This is a genomic window from Streptomyces sp. NPDC002868 (assembly GCF_055563295.1).
On record NZ_JBVHDR010000023.1, the window covers coordinates 19,927 to 38,302 of the forward strand.

Consider the following 18,376-nt stretch of genomic DNA (forward strand, 5'->3'; position numbering starts at 1 on the left):
GTCCTGGAGGCCGACGTCACGCCGGGCCCGAATTAACCAACAGCGTCCTCCCCGTGAGGGTGCGGGCCACTGCTGTACCTGCCGCCGTGGTCAGTGGATCGTCATCCAGACCTGGGCGTCGTAGCCGTTGTGCCAGCCGGTGCGGGCTCCCCTGACGTTGTTCCCCTGGGGGCATGCCTTGTAGGCCTTGTACCACCCTCCGATCTTGACGTGGCCGTAGACGCACTTGCCGTCGGCCTTCTTGTCGTACACCCAGATCTGGACGCTGGACTGCCACTTGTTGTTGACCTTGCGCCGGCACTCCCAGTAGGCCACCGCGCCGCGGTCGGACGGCACGGTGATGCTGTCCTGCCGGCACGTGGGGGCCGCGGCAGCGGCCGAGTCGCCGCTGCCCGCCTCGGCGGCACCGGCCGCGGGGGCGAGGGCGAGCCCGCCGCCGAGGGCCATCGTCGCCGTCGCGAGGGCGAGGCTCTTGCGTGCGTTCATGGATGTCGGTTCCCTCCGTTGTCGGCCGGGCGCTGCCGCCCGGCACGGCGACGACTGTCCTGCGCCAACTCCGGGCCGCGCCAGGGGAGCTGGCCGGTACGGGCCGCTGTGGGACGGACTCCCCGCCGACCTGCTGGGACATGGCGTCCCATGACGCGGCCGTGGGACGGAGGGAGGTGTCCGGATCGAGTGGAGGCGCGCGCCGGAGGGAACCGTCCCGCGCGGGCGGAGCTCCCCTGACATGAAGGAGGGGGAAACTCACATGACCCGATGGAAGGAACTGCCCGCCGCGCTCGACGAGCGTGAGCGCCAACTCGTCGTCCAGTTACGCAGGCTCAAGGACCACAGTGGCCTCAGCCTCGCCGCGCTGGCGTCCAGGACCGCGTACAGCCGCTCGTCCTGGGAGCGGTATCTCAACGGTAAGCAGCCTGTGCCGCGTCAGGCCGTCGAGGAGCTGGCGGCGGTGACCGGCACGGCGCCGACGCGGCTGCTCGTCCTGCACGAGGTGGCGGCACGGACGAAGGAGTCCGGGGAGACGGCGCCCGTGGACGACGGGGCGGACGTGCCCCCCGAGGCCGCAGGGAGCACGGAGGGCGCACCCGTGCGGACTTCCGGAGCCCGCGGCGCGGCCACGCTCACCGTTCTCGCCCTCGCTCTCGTCCTCGCGTTCGGCGCCGGGCTGGCGACAGCGCGGCTGTGGCAGAACGAGCCCGCCGCGCCGGTGACGTACAGCTGCGAGAAGGGGGAGAAGGACGGAATGCCGTACGCGGGGCACAGCGTGACCCGCGAGGCGCTGCTCGACATCGACAGCCGCGGGCCGGCCGTGGCTGAGGCTCAGTGCCTGCTCGAACGCAACGGATTCGACCCCGGTACGAAGGACGGTGTGTACGGGGAGCGGACCAAGGCCGCCGTACGGAAGTTCCAGAAGGAGCGCGGGCTGGTCCAGGACGGGATCGTCGGGCCCGACACCTGGGGGGAGTTGCGCAGGTGACCGCGCGCGAGGCGGTGGAGTGCGGTGAACTCGCCGCCCATCTGGGGGAGTTGCGTGAGCGTACGGGGCTGAGTCTGGCCGCGCTCGCCGCGCGCACCCCGTACAGCAAGTCGTCCTGGGAGCGTTACCTCAACGGCAAGCAGCCGGTGCCGCGGCAGGCGGTGCAGGCCCTGTGCGTACTGGCCGGAGAGCCGGTGGAACGGCTGCTCGCGCTCTGGGAGTTGGCCGACGCAGCGTGGAGCGGGCGGTCGGCACCGGCAACGGCCGTGGTGGCCAAGGACGTTCCGGTACCGCCCCGCCGTACGTGGCGAACGGCGCCGCGCCTTGGGCCCGCCGCGCTCCTGGTGTGCGCTGGTGCGGTGGTGGCCGGCGCCGTGACGACGGCACTGGCCGCGCGGGGAGACGAGGGCTCGGCGCGACCCCCGGCGTCCGCGGACTCCGCGCCGTCGTCCGAGTCCTCCCCGCCGCGTCTGCCCGGCTGCTCCGGCCCGGCGTGCGAGGGGCAGGACCCGGTGCGCATGGCCTGCGGCGGCGCGGGGATGGTGACCCCGGCCGGCGCCCGCACCGCGACCGGCGGACAGCGGCTGCAGATCCGGTACGCGCAGTCCTGCGGCGCGGTGTGGGTGCGGGCGACGGGACTGCGGGCGGGAGACAGGGTCGAGCTGACCGTTCCCGGCAGACCCGTTCAGCGCGTGGTCGCCGGACCCAGCGACTCCACCGCGTACCGCTCGACGCCGATGGCCGCGGCCGAGGACCCGGCCTCGGCCCGCGCTTGTCTGCACGCGGCCTCCGGCAGCCTGCCCGAGTGCCTCACCGGAGCCCCTCCGCAGTGATCCCGGACCCTGGGGTCCGTCTTCTTGTTCAGACTCCGGCGCTGGTTCGAAAGGGGGCCCGGAGCCAATGCCAGTGGCTCCGGGCCCCCCTTTGGCGTGACTGTAGCCGCATCCCCTGGGCTTCCTCCCCAAGGTGGTCAAGCCGTTCGACGCATGGGGTGACGAAATTCCCAAGAGTCGCATCTATGCGGTCTTGTGGCGTTCCGCTGATGGTGCGGGTAGCCGGTCGCTAGTGCTGGATTCCTCAAACGGTGTACACATATCGGCGCCGTGGTAAGCGAGTTGGCGGTGTGGGTCTGCCCCAGACCCAGGGGCTGGCATGGGAGTTGAGTTGGTCGGTGGCCAGGGCCGTGGCCTAGTCGATGTCATCGCGGGTAGCGAATGACCGGCCGGCGAGGGCGGCTTTGCGGAAGATGCGCCACCAGCCTTCTTGCAAGGTCCGAGTGGACAGGCTGTTGTGACTGGACAGATTCGAGACGAAGACCGCACTCGACGCTGTCGCCACCAGTGCCTTGGGCGATCCGACCAGCAGCCGGTCAACGGCGGTACTCGCCGCGGTGGAGGCGGGAGCGGGCGTCGGGCCTTCGGCGATCCGCTGCCAGGGAATGCTGCCACCGCCCTTACAGGATGAGAAACGTTTCAGCAAGGTTTGACGCGAAGAATTTCAAACTTTCCTGCGTGAGGTCGGAGCGTCAGCGGTACAGTCCTTGGTGATCACCCGGCGTGAGCCGAAGGCGCAACGCCGGCATCTTTGTGCTGCGCACCATCGCGTGTCAGTCCATGTCAGGAGAATGCCGTGGATGAGCTGCTCCGACTTACCGTCATCCGGCCAGCAGAGGCCGTCGAAGACCGCTTCCAGATCAAGGCCTCGGCACCATCCGTCACGCAGGCGACAACCGCCTCCTCCGCTCCGCCCGCGCATCCGGGCACGCTGGATGCAATCCTCGCGAAGACCAATCTCAACAACGCCCACCTGAGTTTCATCACGGCCTTGGGCGAGGCGCCGGAGCACACTGTCGCGGACATCACGACGGCATCAGAACAGAAGTACGGAAAGAAACCGGGTCCGCTGGTCGCCACTCCCGAATGGAAGGCGGACGTCGTCACTCTGTCCGACGCCGCGGTGCAGATCCTCCAGGCGGGGCATGACCGGCCCTCGGCCAGTCCGCGGCTGATGCGCATCCTGCAAGGGGTCGACCTCGTGGCCCGGGCCGCGACGCTCACCACAGGCTCGCTGCGCCGGCGGCCTGTGGAGCTGGCTCCTCCCCCGCCGCCGGCCGACGACACCGAAGCGGCACGGGAAGGGGCCGAGCCGAGCGACGGGGCTGCCTCTGAGGCTTCGCCCAGCGGCGACTATGCCGCTGATGCGGCGGACTCGGAGCCCTTCCGGCCGGGACTGTATGCCAGCCGGGGCATGACCTTCGAGCTGGCCGAGGTGCAGGCGGACGAGAGCGAGTACGAGCCACCGCCAACGGGCGGGCTTCCGTTCGGCAAGGTCGGCACCCTGCGCCCTGTCGGCGTGGGCGATCTCATCGTGGTGCGGGAGCACATCCTGCGGTACCAGGGGGGCGAGCTCGCCCACATCGAGAACGTGCTGCGGTCGGAGGTCCGTGAGCGGGAGACACGGCGGCTCGAGCGCTCCGAGGAAACGGTCTCGACGGAGACGGAGACCACCAAGGAGGAGGAGCGCGACACTCAGACGACGGACCGGTTCTCGCTCCAGCGCGAGGCCAGCGATGTCGTCAAGGAGGACTCGAGTCTCAAGACGGGCCTCAACGTGACGGCGAAGTACGGCTTCAGCGTCGAGGTGAAGGCTGACGTCGCGGTCGCGCTGAACAAGAGCGAGGAGACGTCGGTCAAGCAGGCTTCCGCCGTCTCGCGCGACGTCACGAGCAGGGCCGCGTCCAAGCTGTCGGAGAAGTCCAAGCAGGCCCACATCCGCAAGACCGTCGCGGAGTTCGAGGAGTTCAACAAGCACGCCTTCGACAACAAGGCCGGCACCGGTGGCCTCGGTGGCTCCAACATCAGCGGCCTGTACCAGTGGATCGACAGGGTATCCCGTGCTCAGATGTACAACTACGGCAGCCGGGTCCTGTTCGACACTGTCGTACCCGAGCCGGCGGCGTTCCTCATCGACACGGTGCGCAGGCAGGGGCAGTCGACCCTGGTCGCAGAGCTTCCGTCGGCGCTGGCGGAGAAGCCCGACGACCTGCACAAGGGCAACTATCAGCTCGTCGCTATGAAGTACCGCGCCACAGGCCTGGAGCCGCCGCCGCCTGAGTTCGCGTCCGTCGGCAAGGTTATGGAGGCGCAGACGAACGAGGAGCCGGGTGTCCTGACGAAGACGCTCGAGATGCCCGTTCCCGACGGCTACCAAGCGGTCTCCCTGGCGTGGTCGATGCGGGGCAACGGCTTGGCTCCCACGGGCGGCTCGACCTTCCCGGACGTCCAGCTGGCACTGGGTCCCAAGGGGACCTGGGACAGCAACACCCGCGTCTACACGTTCACCGACAAGGTGCCCAACGCAGTCGCGGTCGGTGCCAGCGCCTTCAAGACCCGCAACTTCGCGGCGGCGTTCAACCTGCACTGCGAGCGGACCGACGAGCACCTGAAGAAGTGGAAGCACAAGACGTACGACGGGATCGTCACCGCGTATAACAGCATGAAGCAGGCTTATGACAAGGCGGTGGCCGAGGCCCAGGTGCAGGCCCTCGGCACTCCGCAGGGGCGCAATCCGCTCGAGAACCGGGATCTGATCCTGGGCGAGCTGAAGAAGGCGTGCATCACACTGCTCACGCAGGACCACTTCGACGGGCTCGGCGCGATCGAGACGAGTACCACCGACAAGATCCCGCAGATCAACCTGGATCGTGCCCAGAAGCAGGGCGACTACATCCGATTCTTCGAGCAGGCCTTCGAGTGGGAGAACCTGCAGTACGTGTTCTACCCCTACTTCTGGGCCCAGAAGACACGGTGGCGGGCCCGGGCGCTGGTGAGCGACACCGATCCGACCTTCACCGAGTTCCTGCGGGCCGGTGCGGCGCGGGTGGTCTTCCCGGTCAGGCTCGGTTTCGAGGACGACATCCGGTACTTCCTCCAGTTCGGGAAGATCTGGGGCGGCGGCCCCGTACCGGCGCTCAACAAGCCGGACTACGTGCCGATCTCCGAAGAGATCAGCCGCACCACCGGCGCCACGGGTGACGAGCGCCCCGTCGGCAAACCCTGGGAGATCCGGGTGCCCACCGCCCTCGTGCGGCTCAAGACGAAGACGGCGCTTCCGGCGTGGGAGCAGGACGCGAACGGGAACTGGAAGGAGACGTCCGCCACCGCCGAGCCGTAGCCCGGAACGTCCCTTCCCGACCTCCTCACCCTCCGGGAGACGCCCATGGTGCAGCGTCCTTCGCGACCCGCTGCTCCGTCGCAGCCGAGCCGGCCTTCCAGGCCGGCCTCCGGCGCGCACCGTCCCACTCCCCCACCGTCCCCGTCGCCACCGGCACGGCCGCAGACGACTCCAGCACCCGCCAAGCAGCTGCACATCGAGCCCCACCTCTTCGGGGTCGACAGAGGCGAGGCTCCACAGGTGTCGTGGCTGACCACACTGTTCGACGCCTCCAACCTCCGTTTCGCCGGCGCGTACGTCGACGGGCCGCCGCTGGGGGGCAACAGTGCGCAGTTCACAAGTCCTTCCAGGTCGTCCAAGCGGCACTGGATGGACCGTCTCCAGGGGGTGTGGGAGGCGGGTTGGGGCATCGTCTTCTTCTACGTCGGGTACAGCAGCCCCAACGACGGGTCCGCCAAGCGCTTCGTGCATCCACCGCCAGGCGAACCGACCCCCGCGCGCGGCCGTCTGCACGCCCAGCACGCGAAGACCATCATCCGGGACACCAACCCGTCCTGGGCCGGCTCGGTCGTCATGGTGGACAACGAGAACGCTGAACGGCTCGATCTCGACAGCCGCGACGAACAGGCGCTGCGCGACTACTACCTGGCGTTCTTCGACGAGCTCACCACACCCGGCCCTGGCGGCGCGCCCGCGATGCGACCGGGCTTCTACTGCCACAGTCCGGTCGCACGGCCGCTGCTGCGGGCCCGGCCGGACCTGTTCGTCTGGGACGTACACATCGATGATCACGACCCGGGCTCCTCGGACAGCCACCAGCCGCCCTTCGACGCCTTCCATCGCAACCGCATCGTGGTCGGAGAGCCCCACACGAACGTCACCATGCGGTCCGCGGTGGTGCCCCCTCCCGCCGGCAGTTCGCAGACCCCCTGGCACGCATGGCCGGTGGGACTCCAGTTCCGCTTCTACGTCGGCGAGATGCCGCAGCGTCTGACCCCGATCATCAAGACACGGCCGTCACTCACACCGATGTCCCCGTTCGACTTCAACTGCGCCCTGGTACGCAACCCGGCGTATCCGGTGGCCGAGCCGCGCCTGGTGGCCCTGAGCGGACGAGGCGACGCCCAGGTGGTCCGCAGTTCGTTCACCGAACCCGTACGAAACGACCCGGCCGCCCAGCTGCCGACCATGAAACTGGAAGTGGTGCGGCCCGGAGGCAGCGGGCCGCACCCTCCGCAGGCGCCGCCACCCAACCCGGTCGAACCGGACGCCCCCGTGGTGGCCGTGCCACCCCGCCACCCGGAAACCCTCTTCTCGCAGAGCCTGCAGGGCGTGCCGATCGAATGGCGGCTGCAAGGCACAGCATGGACCGTCGCGGCCGTTCCCTCGACCGGTCTGCGGCATCGGCGCCCGCGTGCTATCGCCGCAACCCAACAGGCGGATCGGACAGTCCACTTGTTCACCGTCTCCACGGAGCACCGGCTGCACGCCCAGAGGCGTTCGGCCACCGGCGCCTGGAGCAAGCCGGCACCCATGGCCGGAAACCTCCGACTGCACCCATTCAGCGCGCTCGCCTCAACCATCCGCGGCCAGACCGTCGAGGTGGTGTTCCTCAACCAGGAGACGCGGCTGTCCACTGCCTTCTGGTCCCCTCGGCACCCCGCCTTCCCAGGGACGGCGCACACAGTGATCGAGAAGACCCCCTCTCTGCTCCCGGGGGGTGCCCTCGCCACGGTGGCTCCCGGCCCCGATCACCTGCTGGTGTTCGGGATCGGCCGCGACCTGCGGCTGTATCTGGCCGACTTCCGCACCGGGCACGGCTGGCAGCCGCCGCGTCCCCTCGGCCGCCCCGAGCACCAGCTGACCCCGCACGCCCGGATCGCCGCCCACACGGTGTCTCCGGCACTCGTCGAGGTCTGTGCCCTCTCCCACGACCTCGCTCTGATGGTCTACCGGCTTCATCTGCGCAAGGGTGTCTGGGAGCCGGATCCCCCACAGCCGCTGTCGGCGATCCCGCCCACCGCGCCGCCCGGTCAGCGGCCTCCGGATGAGAATCCCTCGGTGGAGCCCGCGTTCGGATGGAGGCTCAATCCGTTCGCGGACGTCTCACTGGGCCGCACCGTCGCCGGCCGCAGCTACGTCGCGGTCTCCGCCGTGGCGCGTGCCAGAGCAGGAGTCGTGGCCCGATTCCTCGACGGCGGCGACGGCTGGTGGCTGTACCGCTGACCCATCCCCCCGCTCATGACCGAGCCGACGGAAGGACTCGTCTTGGCCATCAAAACGACCGACCACCTGGTCCTGCACACCTCGACCGTCCCCGCGATGAAGGACCAGCAGATCGAGCTCTTCGTACGGGAGCACGACGGCACGCCCTCCGGTCCCGCAGCCGCGCGGAAGGCCGTACTCATGCTGCACGGCAGGAGCGTTCCCGTGCTGGCGGGCTTCGATCTCCAGCACAGCACGTACGGGTGGGGCGAGGCGCTGGCCAAGGCCGGCTACGACGTGTTCATGATGGACCTGCAGGGGTCGGGCAAGTCGACGCGGCCTCGCATGGAGGATCCGGGAGATGTCCCGCACCAAAGCGTCGTCCACCACTGGGTCCCCCGCTCTCCGTGCATGCCCATGCCGATGCGCGCTGCACCGGCCCCCGCCCACGGGCCGCAGAGCAACGCGAGCCACGATGGTGGCCCACGCCAAGACACCGACGCCCGCTGGCCGAGGGCTTCGGCAGGCCCCGCGGGAGCGCGTGGGGGCGCTTGCGTTTGGCGATCCGGTCGGGCCAGATGGTCCTCGTTCACCGGATTCCTCCGAGGATGCCCCGTCCTTTAGGGCGGGGAGGATTCGGACTCCTGCGGGCCTGCACCTGCTGTCGGCGGCGACAATCCGGAGTCGAGGTCGCCGTCGGCCCGTGGATGGGCTTCTACGATCGCTCAGAGCTTGATGGCCTAGGTGCCCTTGTCATGGCTCGCATCCGCCAACCTCCGTTAAGACAACCGCCAAGGTACCCGAGCACGGAAGCTCCACGTGATGCGTCATCGGAAACATGTTAAACAAAAACATGTGGAAGGAAATGGCAGGTCAGAGCTCTGTGCTCCACAAATCAGACACGGTGTCGATGTGCATTACGTGCAGAGTGGGCGGTACGTGCAAACTGTTGACGCTCAGTTTGCTGCCCAAACGCCACTACGCGAAGGCCCGCAGCGCCATCAGCGACGACCTCTGGCCCCTGTCACCAGCCGCACTCGGCCGTTCCCTCGCGGCGCCGCCCGCCCTCATGTCACTGGGTCGCATCCAACTCGAGTACGAATCCAAGGTGTTGGGCTTGCAGTACGCCGCGGCCGCGGGAGACGACGTCACTCGCCACGGTGACTGGCTCCCCTACTTGGCCATGAGCTGAAACAGCGGAAGCACTCCCACAAGTCACGTCCTTGCGAGAGCCTTTCGTTGTGCTGCCTGCCACGTAGAAGGTTGCGAAGACGATCACGAGCAGGACATCCGTGCGGACGCGCCTACGCCGTCACGACGCGAGCAGCAGGCTGATCCCACACCCCTTGGCAGCGGGCCAACGCCGGGCCATTCCCGCCAGTTGACGACGGCTCACATGGCGTCGATGAAGTCGACCTTGCTGGTTCTTGTACTGGAGTAGAAGGCGTGCTCCCAGGCGTCGAAGACCAGGATCGGGGTCGAGCCCTGGCCGACGCCGCCAGGGTGGTCGTAGACCTGCTCGACGGGGTTAGCTCAACACCGCTTGCACGACGAATCTGTGCAGGTCAGCAGCCATGCGATCGCCCAAGCGCCGTCGCTTCCCAAGCTGAGCGCGAGTTCGATTCTCGTCACCCGCTCCATGATGAAACCGCAGGTCATTGACCTGGGGATTGTTCGTTGGCTGAAGCTGTTCGGCGCGCGCCTTGGTCCTCTCCCTATGGCTCACGCTGAGACGACCTGGGCTTGGCCCGCAAACGCTGCACCACGATCAGGCCAGATCTTCGGGGGTTCCACGGTCCGGGCTTGGGCGATCTTAGGTACCCTCGCCCTCGGCCCGTGCAGGTAGGGGGAGCATGCGGACTGTCAGACGGATTCAGGTTGTTGTCGGTGGCTCCGCCATCCTATCGGCTTGGACAGCGGCAGCTCTGCTGACCCGGGTGCCGGTGTTGGTCGTCGCGCTGCCGGTGGTCGGAGCGCTCTGGCTCCTGGTTCTCCTGGACAGCGGATATCTGCTCGGCCGGGAGTGGGCGCACCGTCGCCGCCGTCGGGCCAGCCGGCCGCAGCGCACGGCATGGGCCCCCGCACCCGCCGTACGCAGGCTGATCGACTACCCGAACATCGTGCCGCGCCCGGCGGGTGACAGCGCGGTGGACCACCAGGGGCGGTTCCGGGCGACCGGCATCCGGCTCGCCGTCCTGCCCGCGCTGGCGGTGGTGTTCCTGACCGTCCAGACCGTGTTCCTCGACCACGGCAGCCACCTGGGACTGGGATTCGTCCTCGCCGAGTGCCTTCTTCTCGTCTCCATGGTCTGGACGGTCTGGACCGAGCAGGAACCTTCCCGTCCCTGGGTGACCAGCCGGGTCAGGGCCGAGCTCTTCCGCCGTGAGATGTTCCTCGTCCTCGCGGGCGTCGGGCCCTATCTGGGCCGGACCGACGAGGAGGCAGGGCGGATCCGCGACGCGCGGCTGAGCCTGCTCGCCGGTGCCGGCCCGGCCGAGCTCGACGGATTCGCCCGCCTCGCCGACCGGGACACGGACGGCTCGGAGAGCCACTGGCAGGACGAGGTCTGGCGGCGGCCGGGTGAGGCCGGCACCGACACCGCCGACCGGATGAGCACCTACCTCGACTACCGGATCAGGCGCCAGGGACTGTTCTTCGAGCTGGCCGCCGAGAAGTGCGGGCGTACGGAGAGCGTCCTCGGCAGAGTCGCCAAGGGCGCTGTCCTGGCAGCCGTCGCCATCGCTCTCTCGTACGCCGCGCTCCTCGTGTCCAGCCCGGAGGGGGACGAGCCCACGGTGGCCGCCTCGGTCATCGCCCTGCTCGCCGCGAGCCTCCCGCCCGTGTGCAACACCGTGCTGGCCGTGCAGAACCTGCTCGCCGCACAGCGGTTGGCCGCCTCCTACCGGGAGACCCGCCAGGAACTGCTGGGGCACGAGAACACGCTCCGCAAGCTGCTCGTCGAGCCCGTCGGCCCGGAAGTCGCCGCCTCCTTCCGCGCCTTGGCCGTCCGGGTAGAGTCGACGCTCACGGAGGAGGTCCGCAGATGGCGGATCATCGTCGCCAAGCCCGAGTTCGACGCGGGTTTGTGAGACTTTCCTCCATGGCGGCTGATGATGGATCACAATCGGCGTCGTGGGGGACGTGTTCATCAGTCACAGCGCTTGGGGCGACGCGTTCGCCATGGCTGTCCTGCAGAGGATCGAGGAGCGCCTCAAGCGGCGGAACCACCACCCGCTGGTGGACCAGTCGGATATCCCGCCCGGCGACGAGTGGCGCCCCAAGATCGTCCACTGGCTCGCGCGCTGCGACGCGGCGGTCGTTCTGCTCAACAAGAAGGCGCTGGAGTCCACCTGGGTACGGCGCGAGGTCAACATCCTCTTGTGGCGCAGGGCGCTCGGCGCACCTCTGCTGGTGGTGCCCGTCCTGCTGGACGGACTCACCACCGAGGCCGTCAAGATCGCCGGGCTGGAGGAGCTCAGGCCGATCCAGTTCGCGCGGACCGCGCGCGGCGAGCAGCCGGATGCCAAGAGCCTCTCCGGCCAGGTGCTGAAGCGGTTCGCCAAGCTTCCCGAGGCGGTCACGGGCGACGACCCGATGAGTATCTGGCTCGGACGGCTCGGCCTCTATCTCTCCGAGGTCCAGCAGCGGTCCAGCCTGTTGGTCGACGCCGCGCAGGCACTCGAGTCCGAGAACGAGTACGTGGCCGATGTCACCGCCCAGCACGGCGGCTGCCTTTTCCTGGCTCACCAGTTCCTGGTGTCACCTCCCGAGCGGATGGAGGCGGCTGTCGACGCCCTCGCCCCGGCACTGCCGGACGACACCCTCCGCCGGCTGACCGCGGCGCTAGCGCCCACCTGGGTCGACGAGGAGGCCGCCCGCGGTGTGCTCCCCGAACCGGGCAGTCACCCCCTCAAGATGACAGTCCTGCTCAACGCCCGGGCGACCGGCACGGCCGAACAGTACATACGCCGGGCGACCTGCGCGGCCACCCAGGGCTTCGAGGTAAGGTCGGTCGGGAGTCTGCCCATGGGCGAGGACCGGGTCGGGGAGCGGTTCCGGACGTGGGAGAACGCGGTGTGGCGGGAGTTCTTCGAAGCCGACGCCGAGGACGAACGGGTGCTGCCCCATGATGTCGACACGCGGACCCACTACCTCGTCATCAACGAACTCTGCCCGCCCGACGCGGAGTTCGCGCAGGCCGTCAAGTTGCTGCACGGAGCCTTCTCCTGGCTGATCGTCCTGGTGCCGACCGGCACGCCGGAGCCGGACGAACAGGTCCGGGCCGCCTTCGAGAACGCGGTACTGCTGCGGCCCCTGCTCACCCAGCAGGACGAGCAGACCGCGAAGCTCCGCAACAAGCGCCTCAGCAAACTGCACGAACAACTGGCAGGTACGTACTCATAGGAGCCCCGTGACCGATCTCGTCTCGTACGGTCCCGATTCCAGGGACGGCCGGGTCTACGACATGCCGGAGGGCCTCAAGCTGGCAATCGACGTGGCGCTGGCCACCGACCGGCCCCTGCTGCTGAGCGGGGACCCTGGATCCGGCAAGTCGTCCCTGGCACCGTTCTACGCTCGCGACACCGGCATGCGGTACTACGAGCACGTGGTCACGTCCCGTACCCAGGCCACCGACCTGCTGTGGACCTTCGACAGCGTGCGCAGGCTGGCGGACGCACAGGCGCACCGCGGCATGCTGAACGACGGCGACTACATCGAGCCCGGTGTCCTGTGGTGGTCGCTCGCCCCCGAGTCGGCCCACACCCGGGGTGGTCTCCTCAAGCCGCGCCACCGGCACGACCCGCTCGACCGGTTCTACCGGCAGCACTTGACGAAGGGCGCCGTCGTCCTGATCGACGAGATCGACAAGGCCGACCCGGACGTGCCCAACAGCCTGCTGGTACCGCTGGGTTCACAGGAGTTCACCGTCGCCGAGACCGGGACTCCCGTCCGCCGCGAGCCCGGCGTCGGCACGCCTCTGATCGTCATCACCACCAACGGGGAGCGCGAACTCCCGCAGGCGTTCCTGCGGCGCTGTGTCACCTTCACCCTGCCCGGCCCGACCCGCGAGAGCCTAATGCGGATCGCGGAGCTGCATCTGCGGGAAGAGGGGGCGGCCCTGGACCCACCGACACTGAACCTCGCCGGTGCGCTCGCCGACGAGCTCATGAAGGTACGGACGGACGAAGGGGTCCGGCGCGAGCGGCTGCCCAGCACCGCCGAATACCTGGACGCCCTGCGCGCCTGCCGCACACTGAACCTCAGTCCGGCCCATCCGCAATGGCCCCTCATCCGCAGCCTGACGCTGACCAAGTCCCCGCAGCAGGAGCCGTGACGCGATGCGTCCGCAGATCTGGATAGCCGATGTCGTCCGAGCTCTGGACGTGGCACGGACCGAGAGCGAGCAGGCGCAGGTCCTGGAGATGCTGGGTCTGGTCGGCCGCGTGCCCCGCACGGACCTCGTCCCACCCCCGGTACGCCCTCCCGCGCCGGAACACCGGGCCGAGGCTCCCCCTGAGGAGCCGGACGCGGAGCCCCGCTCCGAACCGCTGCCCCGACCCGACGCCGAGGACCGGAACGAAGTCGCCGACGTGACCGCGCAGTTGCCGCTGCTCCGTCCGGCGCGCGTCGAGGGTACGAGCGCGCCGCGTGAACCGGTGGAGCCTCTCGCCAGGCCGACGCCCGAGCGTGTTCCGCTCCCGCATCTGCCCCTTCTCGTTCCGCGCTGGACCAGTGCCATCCTCCGCGCCATGCTCTCCCGTCAGGTGTGCGAAGGCCCCGTGGACATCCCAGCACTGATCGACACACTCGCCCACGGCCGCCCGGTGGTACGGCTGCCGCGCCGACGTGTGCCCACTCTGCGGTACGGCGTGCAGGTGCTGGTCGACCGGAGCCCCGGTATGCAGCCGTTCCGCCGCGACCAGGACCAACTCATCGGCCAGGTCCGTACGGTGGTCGGAGCCGATCTGGTCGAAGTGGGCTACTTCTCCCATGCCCCTCAGCGCGGAACCGGGCCCGGCGCACGCTGGACGCGCACCGCGTACACACCTCCCGAGTTCGGCAGGCGCATCCTCTTGCTGTCGGATCTCGGGCTCGGTGGCCCTCCTGACGACCCGCACCGCGCCGCCCCGGCCGAGTGGTCGGAGTTCGTAGGACTCGTCACCCGTGCCGGATGCAGCATCGTCGCGCTCTCTCCGAACCCGCCCGAACGCTGGCCCGCATGGATGACGAGGCTGCTGCCGCTGGTCAGCTGGGACCGCACCACCACCGCGGGCCGGGCCAGGGTGAGGATGCCGTGATCGCGCCACCGCAGGAGCTGCCGCCTCCGCCCACGGCCGGAGCGCTGGAGCTGGCCACGGTCCTGAGCATCGCCACCCGTATCGAACCCGAACTGATCCGTGCGGTCCGGCTCCGGCTACTGCCGCACCTGGACGTCGGCGCCGAAGCCGATCTGTGGTTCTGCGACTGGGTGGGCGCCCGTACGCCCGAGGCCATCGCGCTGCTCCCGGAATGCCTGCCCTACCTGCGCGCAGGCCTGGTACAGAGACTGGAGACCGACCCGCGTCTCAGGGAGATCATCAAGATCGTCACCGAGGTGCACAGCAGTCTGTCACCAGCGCTGCTCCTGGAGGAACGGGTCACCTGGGACACCCTGACCGGCGATACCGACGCCGCGGCCCAACACCTCAACCGAGCCCTGCACGCCCTCGTGCGGCAGAACCGCTCCGGCCTGGCGGGCTGGTTCGCCGAGGCGTGGAAGAGGTTGCCCGTCGAGGCCCGTTCGACCACCACCGCGTGGAGTCTCGCCAACGCGGCCCGCCCCCACGTGCCGTCCCTCGACCCGGGTACGGCGCCGGAACTCACCCTCGCCACCATCTCGTCCATCGCCACGGCCGTCGGTGAGGCCCGGCTCGGCGTCCAGCGCGAAGGAAGGGCGCTGCTGTTGGGGGACGTACGGGGGACCTCCGCGGCGGCGATCCTCGTCCCCGACACCCACCCGCGCGTGGTCGAGGTCGTCACCGACTCCGCCACCCGGACGGTACAGATCGACGCGACCGCCGTCGTCCGCGTCGAGGTGGGGTCCGGGCAGATCAGCCTTCGTACCGGCGCGGGTCACGTCTACGAGCTCAACCGGCCGACCCCGCCGTCGCCACGGACCGGGGTCTCCGAGTACGAGGTGCTGAGGGACCTGCTCGGGCCCGAGCCACAACCCGAGTTGGTTCCGCGGCTGACCGAGGCGATACGAGACCTTCTCGGCCGGTTCCGCCGGGAGGACGACCTCGTGGCCCTGCGCGAGGCACTCGATCTGACGGAACGTGTCCTGGCGGTCGGCTACGACCTGGCCCTGTACCCCGAACTCGCCTGCGAGGCTGCGGAAGCGGCATACCTCCAGGGCTTCCGCCACGGCACCCGGGGCCCACTTGAACTGGCTGTCCGCATCAGCCAGGACATGGCCAACGTCCTGACCACCCACACAGCTGTACGAGTCAGGTCCGTGCTCGGCTCCGCCCTCCGCGAGCTCTTCTCCCACACGGGGGACCTCGCTCAACTGGACAGCTCCGTGGACACCCTCGAAAGGTCGTTGGACCGGCTGTCGGCAAGCAGGGCTGACACCGTGCCACTCGTCTCCGAGCTGCTGCGTACGTACGCGGTTCTCCACGAGGTCGAACAGCGCGAGGAGATCCTTCAGCATGCTGTGGCGCTCGCCGACGAAGCGCTCAGGACGGCTGACGGGCTGGAGGCCTCCGCGCTGCCGCTGGCGCGCATTCTCGTCGCTCGGTTCGGCGCGACAGGGAATCCCGACGACCTCGCTCGTGCGGAGGAGCTGGCCCGTCTCGGCTCCGCGCCCGAGGAGTCCAGAGCCGACCGGTCCGAGCGAGCGGCCACCATCGCCGCGGTGAGCCTGGCCCGGTTCTGGGCGGTCGGCTCACGGGAGGCACTCGACGAAGCCCGGGCACACTCGCGGTCGGCCGTCACGCTCAGCCCTCCGGGCGACCGACTCCGGCGGGCCAGGCTGCGGCTCGCACACGCTGAAGTGCTGCGCGTGTCCTTCACCCTGTCGCACGACCTGGCAGAACTCGACGAGGCCGTGGCTCATGCAGAAGGAGCAGGCAAATCCCTGCCCACGGCGTCGGCCTGGCAGAGGGCGGCGCGGAACAGCCTGACCCGGTGTCTGATCGACAGGTTCCGGCAGACGGGTGACCTGATGGAGCTCAGCCGTGCCATCGAGGTCGCCCTGCCGGTCGTCTCCGACGACGGGGCCAGCGCCGAGCTCCCCTCTCGGCACACGGCGCTCGTGCAGCAGGGCGAGTGCCTGCTGCTGAAGTACCGGGCGGCCGGAGACACCGAGTCCCTGCACAGGGCCGTCGCCGCCTTCCGGGCGGCGAGGGTGAGCCGGTCCCACCTCAGTCCCTCCCAACGTGTGGCGCAGGCCACCGGATACGCGTCCGCCCTTGTCGAACTGCACGCGACCGGCGGTACGCGGGCAGATCTCGACAGCGCACTCGCCGAGCTGGATGCCGTAGCGGAGGACATCGCCACTTCTCAGCCCGTGCACGCCGTGCTGGCGTCCGCTCTGCTGGCCAGAGCAGGGCTGGTGTCACGTCTGCCGAATGCGTCCGAGGAGTCGATCAGCCGCGCGGCTGACGACGCACGGCGGATCGCCCATGAACAGTCCGCACAGCCGCTGCAACGGCTGCAGGCCGCACTGCTCTGGGGAAGCCTGGCCATGCGGATGGACCTTCACGACGAGGTCATCCGGAGCTACGAGACCGTCACCAAGGAACTCCCGCCGGTCGTGCTGCTGCCCGGGGGCGAGCGCGGAGCCGTCATCAGGGCCTGGGAGGAGCGGAGCCGGGAAGCCGCGGCCTGTGCGATCGAGGCGGGAGCACCGGAGCGCGCGCTGGAGTTCCTGGAGCAGCGAAGCGTCCTTCTGTCGGCATGGACCAAGGACTCCCATGCCGAGGTGGACCAGCTGAACAGGGTCGCACCGGATCTCGCCGCGGAACTCCGCTGGCTCTGGACGTTTCTCCACCTGGACGCCGGACCGGCCGACGCCCCGGTCTTCCGGCGCAGCGACCTGGTGCAGGCCCGGATGAACCACCTGGTGGAAGCGGTCCGTGCCGTTCCCGGTTTCGAGGACTTCCTCATCCCCGTGCGCGCGGATCGGATGGTCGCGGCCGCGAGCGAAGGTCCCGTCGTCGTGCTCAGCGCGATCGCCCGCCGCTGCGACGCACTGCTGGTGACACGCCAGGGGGTGTCGGCGCTCCCGCTGCCGGACCTGAGCCTGACCGAGCTGACGAACCGGGCGAGGGCCTACCAGGTGACGAGTGCCAGGCCGGACGGCCGCGAGGCCTGGGGCGTACTCGACTGGCTGTGGGAAAGCACGGTGTGGCCGGTCCTCTCCGCTCTCGGGCTCACCAGCCGCACCACGTTCAGCCCCGCCCCGTACGGTCCCACCACGGCCAAGTCCGGCGTCGAAGGCCCCCGGCCGCTCAGCTCGGTCCCGTCCGACACGCTTCCCCGGATCTGGTGGTGTCCCACCGGCCCGTTCACGACGCTTCCCCTCCACATGGCTGGACTGCCCCAAAGCACGGCTCTGGACTACGCGGTCCACTCCTACACCCCGAGTGTCCAGGCGCTCATGACCGCGCGGTCCCGCGAAAGGCACCGGGGCGAAGGACCGGAGCAGCGGATGCTGCTGGTACTCGCGGACGACGCGCTGCCGGCCGGAGTCAGGGAAGCCGAACGGATCCAGCGACTCGTTGCCGATAGCCAGGTGCTTCGTGGGCCGGAGGCCACGGTCGCGAACGTCGCCGCGCGCCTCGCCGATCACCCCTTCTTCCACTTCATCGGGAACGCCCGCCTCCATGAGGGCGTGCCCCAACTGCAGTTCGCGTTCGATGCGGAGGAAGGCCTCAACTGGCGGCATCTTCCGCAGAACCTCGTGGCCGACGGGGCGCTGGCCTATCTCTCCGCCTGCGGAACGGCGGGCGGAGATCGGGGTTTCGAGAGCGGGGGGTGGACGATCGCCGCGTCCTTCCAGGCCGCCGGTTACCGCCATGTGATCGGGATGCTGGGCAGGGTCACGGACGAAGCCGCCATGCGGATCGCGGTTCACGTGTACAAGTTGCTCGTGGACCCCGACGGACGGCTCCGTCCGGAGCACTCGGCGCGCGCCCTGCACACGGCCCTTCAGGAGGAACTTGCCGCTTGGGCTTCCCCCTTCCACCCGCTCGCCTCTGCCGGCGTGGTGCACCTGGGCCCGTGAGTACGGCTGTGGACGGGTGGCGGTCGGCCGCCCGGGCGCCGCGACGTTTTCATCCGACTTGCCGGCCCCTCACAGGCAGGGCCTCGTCCTGCGACAGCCCTGCCCGTCACCCTGGCAGCGGCTAGGGGCGTCTTCAACGCGCATCTGCCCTCATCAGCCCACGCCGCCAGGGGCTCAGCCGCGAAAGTGCTGGCGAGCAACTTCGCACAGTTGGGGGTCAGGTGCCGCGCCAGTTGAACGAGCGACAACTA

13 protein-coding genes and 1 pseudogene are annotated in these 18,376 nt (G+C 69.3%); 11 read left to right on the forward strand and 3 right to left on the reverse strand.

The annotated features are described in order from the left end of the window. Positions 1–90: 90 nt before the first annotated feature. Positions 91–486 (reverse strand): hypothetical protein, encoded by a 396-nt coding sequence (locus ACZ3H8_RS36495; protein WP_467409134.1) that lies wholly within the window; start codon positions 484–486, stop codon positions 91–93. Between the two features lie 262 nt (positions 487–748). Between ACZ3H8_RS36495 and ACZ3H8_RS36500 the strand changes: the two genes are divergently transcribed. Both ACZ3H8_RS36500 and ACZ3H8_RS36505 read left to right on the forward strand, forming a co-directional pair. Next, complete coding sequence (locus ACZ3H8_RS36500; RefSeq protein WP_467409136.1) at positions 749–1,477, forward strand: peptidoglycan-binding protein; 729 nt, start codon at positions 749–751, stop codon at positions 1,475–1,477. Beyond that, on the forward strand, positions 1,474–2,310 hold the full coding sequence (locus ACZ3H8_RS36505) for a helix-turn-helix domain-containing protein (RefSeq protein WP_467409137.1): 837 nt from the start codon (positions 1,474–1,476) through the stop codon (positions 2,308–2,310). The genes ACZ3H8_RS36500 and ACZ3H8_RS36505 overlap by 4 nt, the downstream gene beginning before the upstream one ends. A gap of 355 nt (positions 2,311–2,665) precedes the next feature. Here the strand turns inward: ACZ3H8_RS36505 and ACZ3H8_RS36510 are convergent, their stop codons facing one another. Next, positions 2,666–2,956 carry a hypothetical protein gene (locus tag ACZ3H8_RS36510; RefSeq protein WP_467409140.1) on the reverse strand — a complete coding sequence of 97 codons (291 nt, stop codon included), beginning with the start codon at positions 2,954–2,956 and terminating at the stop codon, positions 2,666–2,668. Positions 2,957–3,106: 150 nt separating this feature from the next. On the opposite strand from ACZ3H8_RS36510, the gene ACZ3H8_RS36515 reads away from it, so the two are divergent. The 4 genes from ACZ3H8_RS36515 to ACZ3H8_RS36530 all read left to right on the forward strand — a co-directional run bounded on the left by ACZ3H8_RS36515 (position 3,107) and on the right by ACZ3H8_RS36530 (position 9,047). Beyond that, positions 3,107–5,650 (forward strand): hypothetical protein, encoded by a 2,544-nt coding sequence (locus ACZ3H8_RS36515; RefSeq protein ID WP_467409142.1) that lies wholly within the window; start codon positions 3,107–3,109, stop codon positions 5,648–5,650. Between the two features lie 240 nt (positions 5,651–5,890). Continuing rightward, the gene (locus ACZ3H8_RS36520; protein ID WP_467409144.1) at positions 5,891–7,876 is read left to right on the forward strand and encodes a hypothetical protein; all 1,986 of its coding nucleotides are present in this window, start codon (positions 5,891–5,893) and stop codon (positions 7,874–7,876) included. Between the two features lie 15 nt (positions 7,877–7,891). Next, positions 7,892–8,479 carry an alpha/beta fold hydrolase gene (locus ACZ3H8_RS36525; protein ID WP_467409146.1) on the forward strand — a complete coding sequence of 196 codons (588 nt, stop codon included), beginning with the start codon at positions 7,892–7,894 and terminating at the stop codon, positions 8,477–8,479. A gap of 325 nt (positions 8,480–8,804) precedes the next feature. Then, on the forward strand, positions 8,805–9,047 hold the full coding sequence (locus tag ACZ3H8_RS36530) for an allophanate hydrolase-related protein (protein WP_467409148.1): 243 nt from the start codon (positions 8,805–8,807) through the stop codon (positions 9,045–9,047). Between the two features lie 120 nt (positions 9,048–9,167). On the opposite strand, the pseudogene ACZ3H8_RS36535 reads toward ACZ3H8_RS36530, so the two are convergent. Then, positions 9,168–9,379: pseudogene (locus ACZ3H8_RS36535) on the reverse strand (Fe-Mn family superoxide dismutase); the annotation flags it as partial. A 413-nt stretch (positions 9,380–9,792) separates the two neighbouring features. Here ACZ3H8_RS36535 and ACZ3H8_RS36540 point away from each other — a divergent pair. The 5 genes from ACZ3H8_RS36540 to ACZ3H8_RS36560 are packed head-to-tail and all read left to right on the forward strand — an operon-like array spanning position 9,793 to position 18,125. Continuing rightward, positions 9,793–10,944 carry a hypothetical protein gene (locus ACZ3H8_RS36540; RefSeq protein ID WP_467409151.1) on the forward strand — a complete coding sequence of 384 codons (1,152 nt, stop codon included), beginning with the start codon at positions 9,793–9,795 and terminating at the stop codon, positions 10,942–10,944. 43 nt (positions 10,945–10,987) lie between these two features. Then, positions 10,988–12,259, forward strand: a complete 1,272-nt coding sequence (locus ACZ3H8_RS36545) for a toll/interleukin-1 receptor domain-containing protein (RefSeq protein ID WP_467409152.1) — start codon at positions 10,988–10,990, stop codon at positions 12,257–12,259. Positions 12,260–12,266: 7 nt separating this feature from the next. Continuing rightward, complete coding sequence (locus ACZ3H8_RS36550; RefSeq protein WP_467409153.1) at positions 12,267–13,190, forward strand: AAA family ATPase; 924 nt, start codon at positions 12,267–12,269, stop codon at positions 13,188–13,190. Positions 13,191–13,194: 4 nt separating this feature from the next. Next, positions 13,195–14,154 carry a hypothetical protein gene (locus tag ACZ3H8_RS36555; protein WP_467409155.1) on the forward strand — a complete coding sequence of 320 codons (960 nt, stop codon included), beginning with the start codon at positions 13,195–13,197 and terminating at the stop codon, positions 14,152–14,154. Beyond that, complete coding sequence (locus tag ACZ3H8_RS36560; RefSeq protein ID WP_467409156.1) at positions 14,076–18,125, forward strand: CHAT domain-containing protein; 4,050 nt, start codon at positions 14,076–14,078, stop codon at positions 18,123–18,125. The genes ACZ3H8_RS36555 and ACZ3H8_RS36560 overlap by 79 nt, the downstream gene beginning before the upstream one ends. Positions 18,126–18,376: the final 251 nt, after the last annotated feature.

Excerpts from the sequence above, each read along its gene's own strand:
- ACZ3H8_RS36500 (WP_467409136.1), top strand. The coding sequence starts at position 749 with ATGACCCGATGGAAGGAACTGCCCGCCGCGCTCGACGAGCGTGAGCGC.
- ACZ3H8_RS36495 (WP_467409134.1), bottom strand. The coding sequence starts at position 486 with ATGAACGCACGCAAGAGCCTCGCCCTCGCGACGGCGACGATGGCCCTC.
- ACZ3H8_RS36525 (WP_467409146.1), top strand. The coding sequence starts at position 7,892 with ATGACCGAGCCGACGGAAGGACTCGTCTTGGCCATCAAAACGACCGAC.
- ACZ3H8_RS36555 (WP_467409155.1), top strand. The coding sequence starts at position 13,195 with ATGCGTCCGCAGATCTGGATAGCCGATGTCGTCCGAGCTCTGGACGTG.
- ACZ3H8_RS36560 (WP_467409156.1), top strand. The coding sequence starts at position 14,076 with ATGGATGACGAGGCTGCTGCCGCTGGTCAGCTGGGACCGCACCACCAC.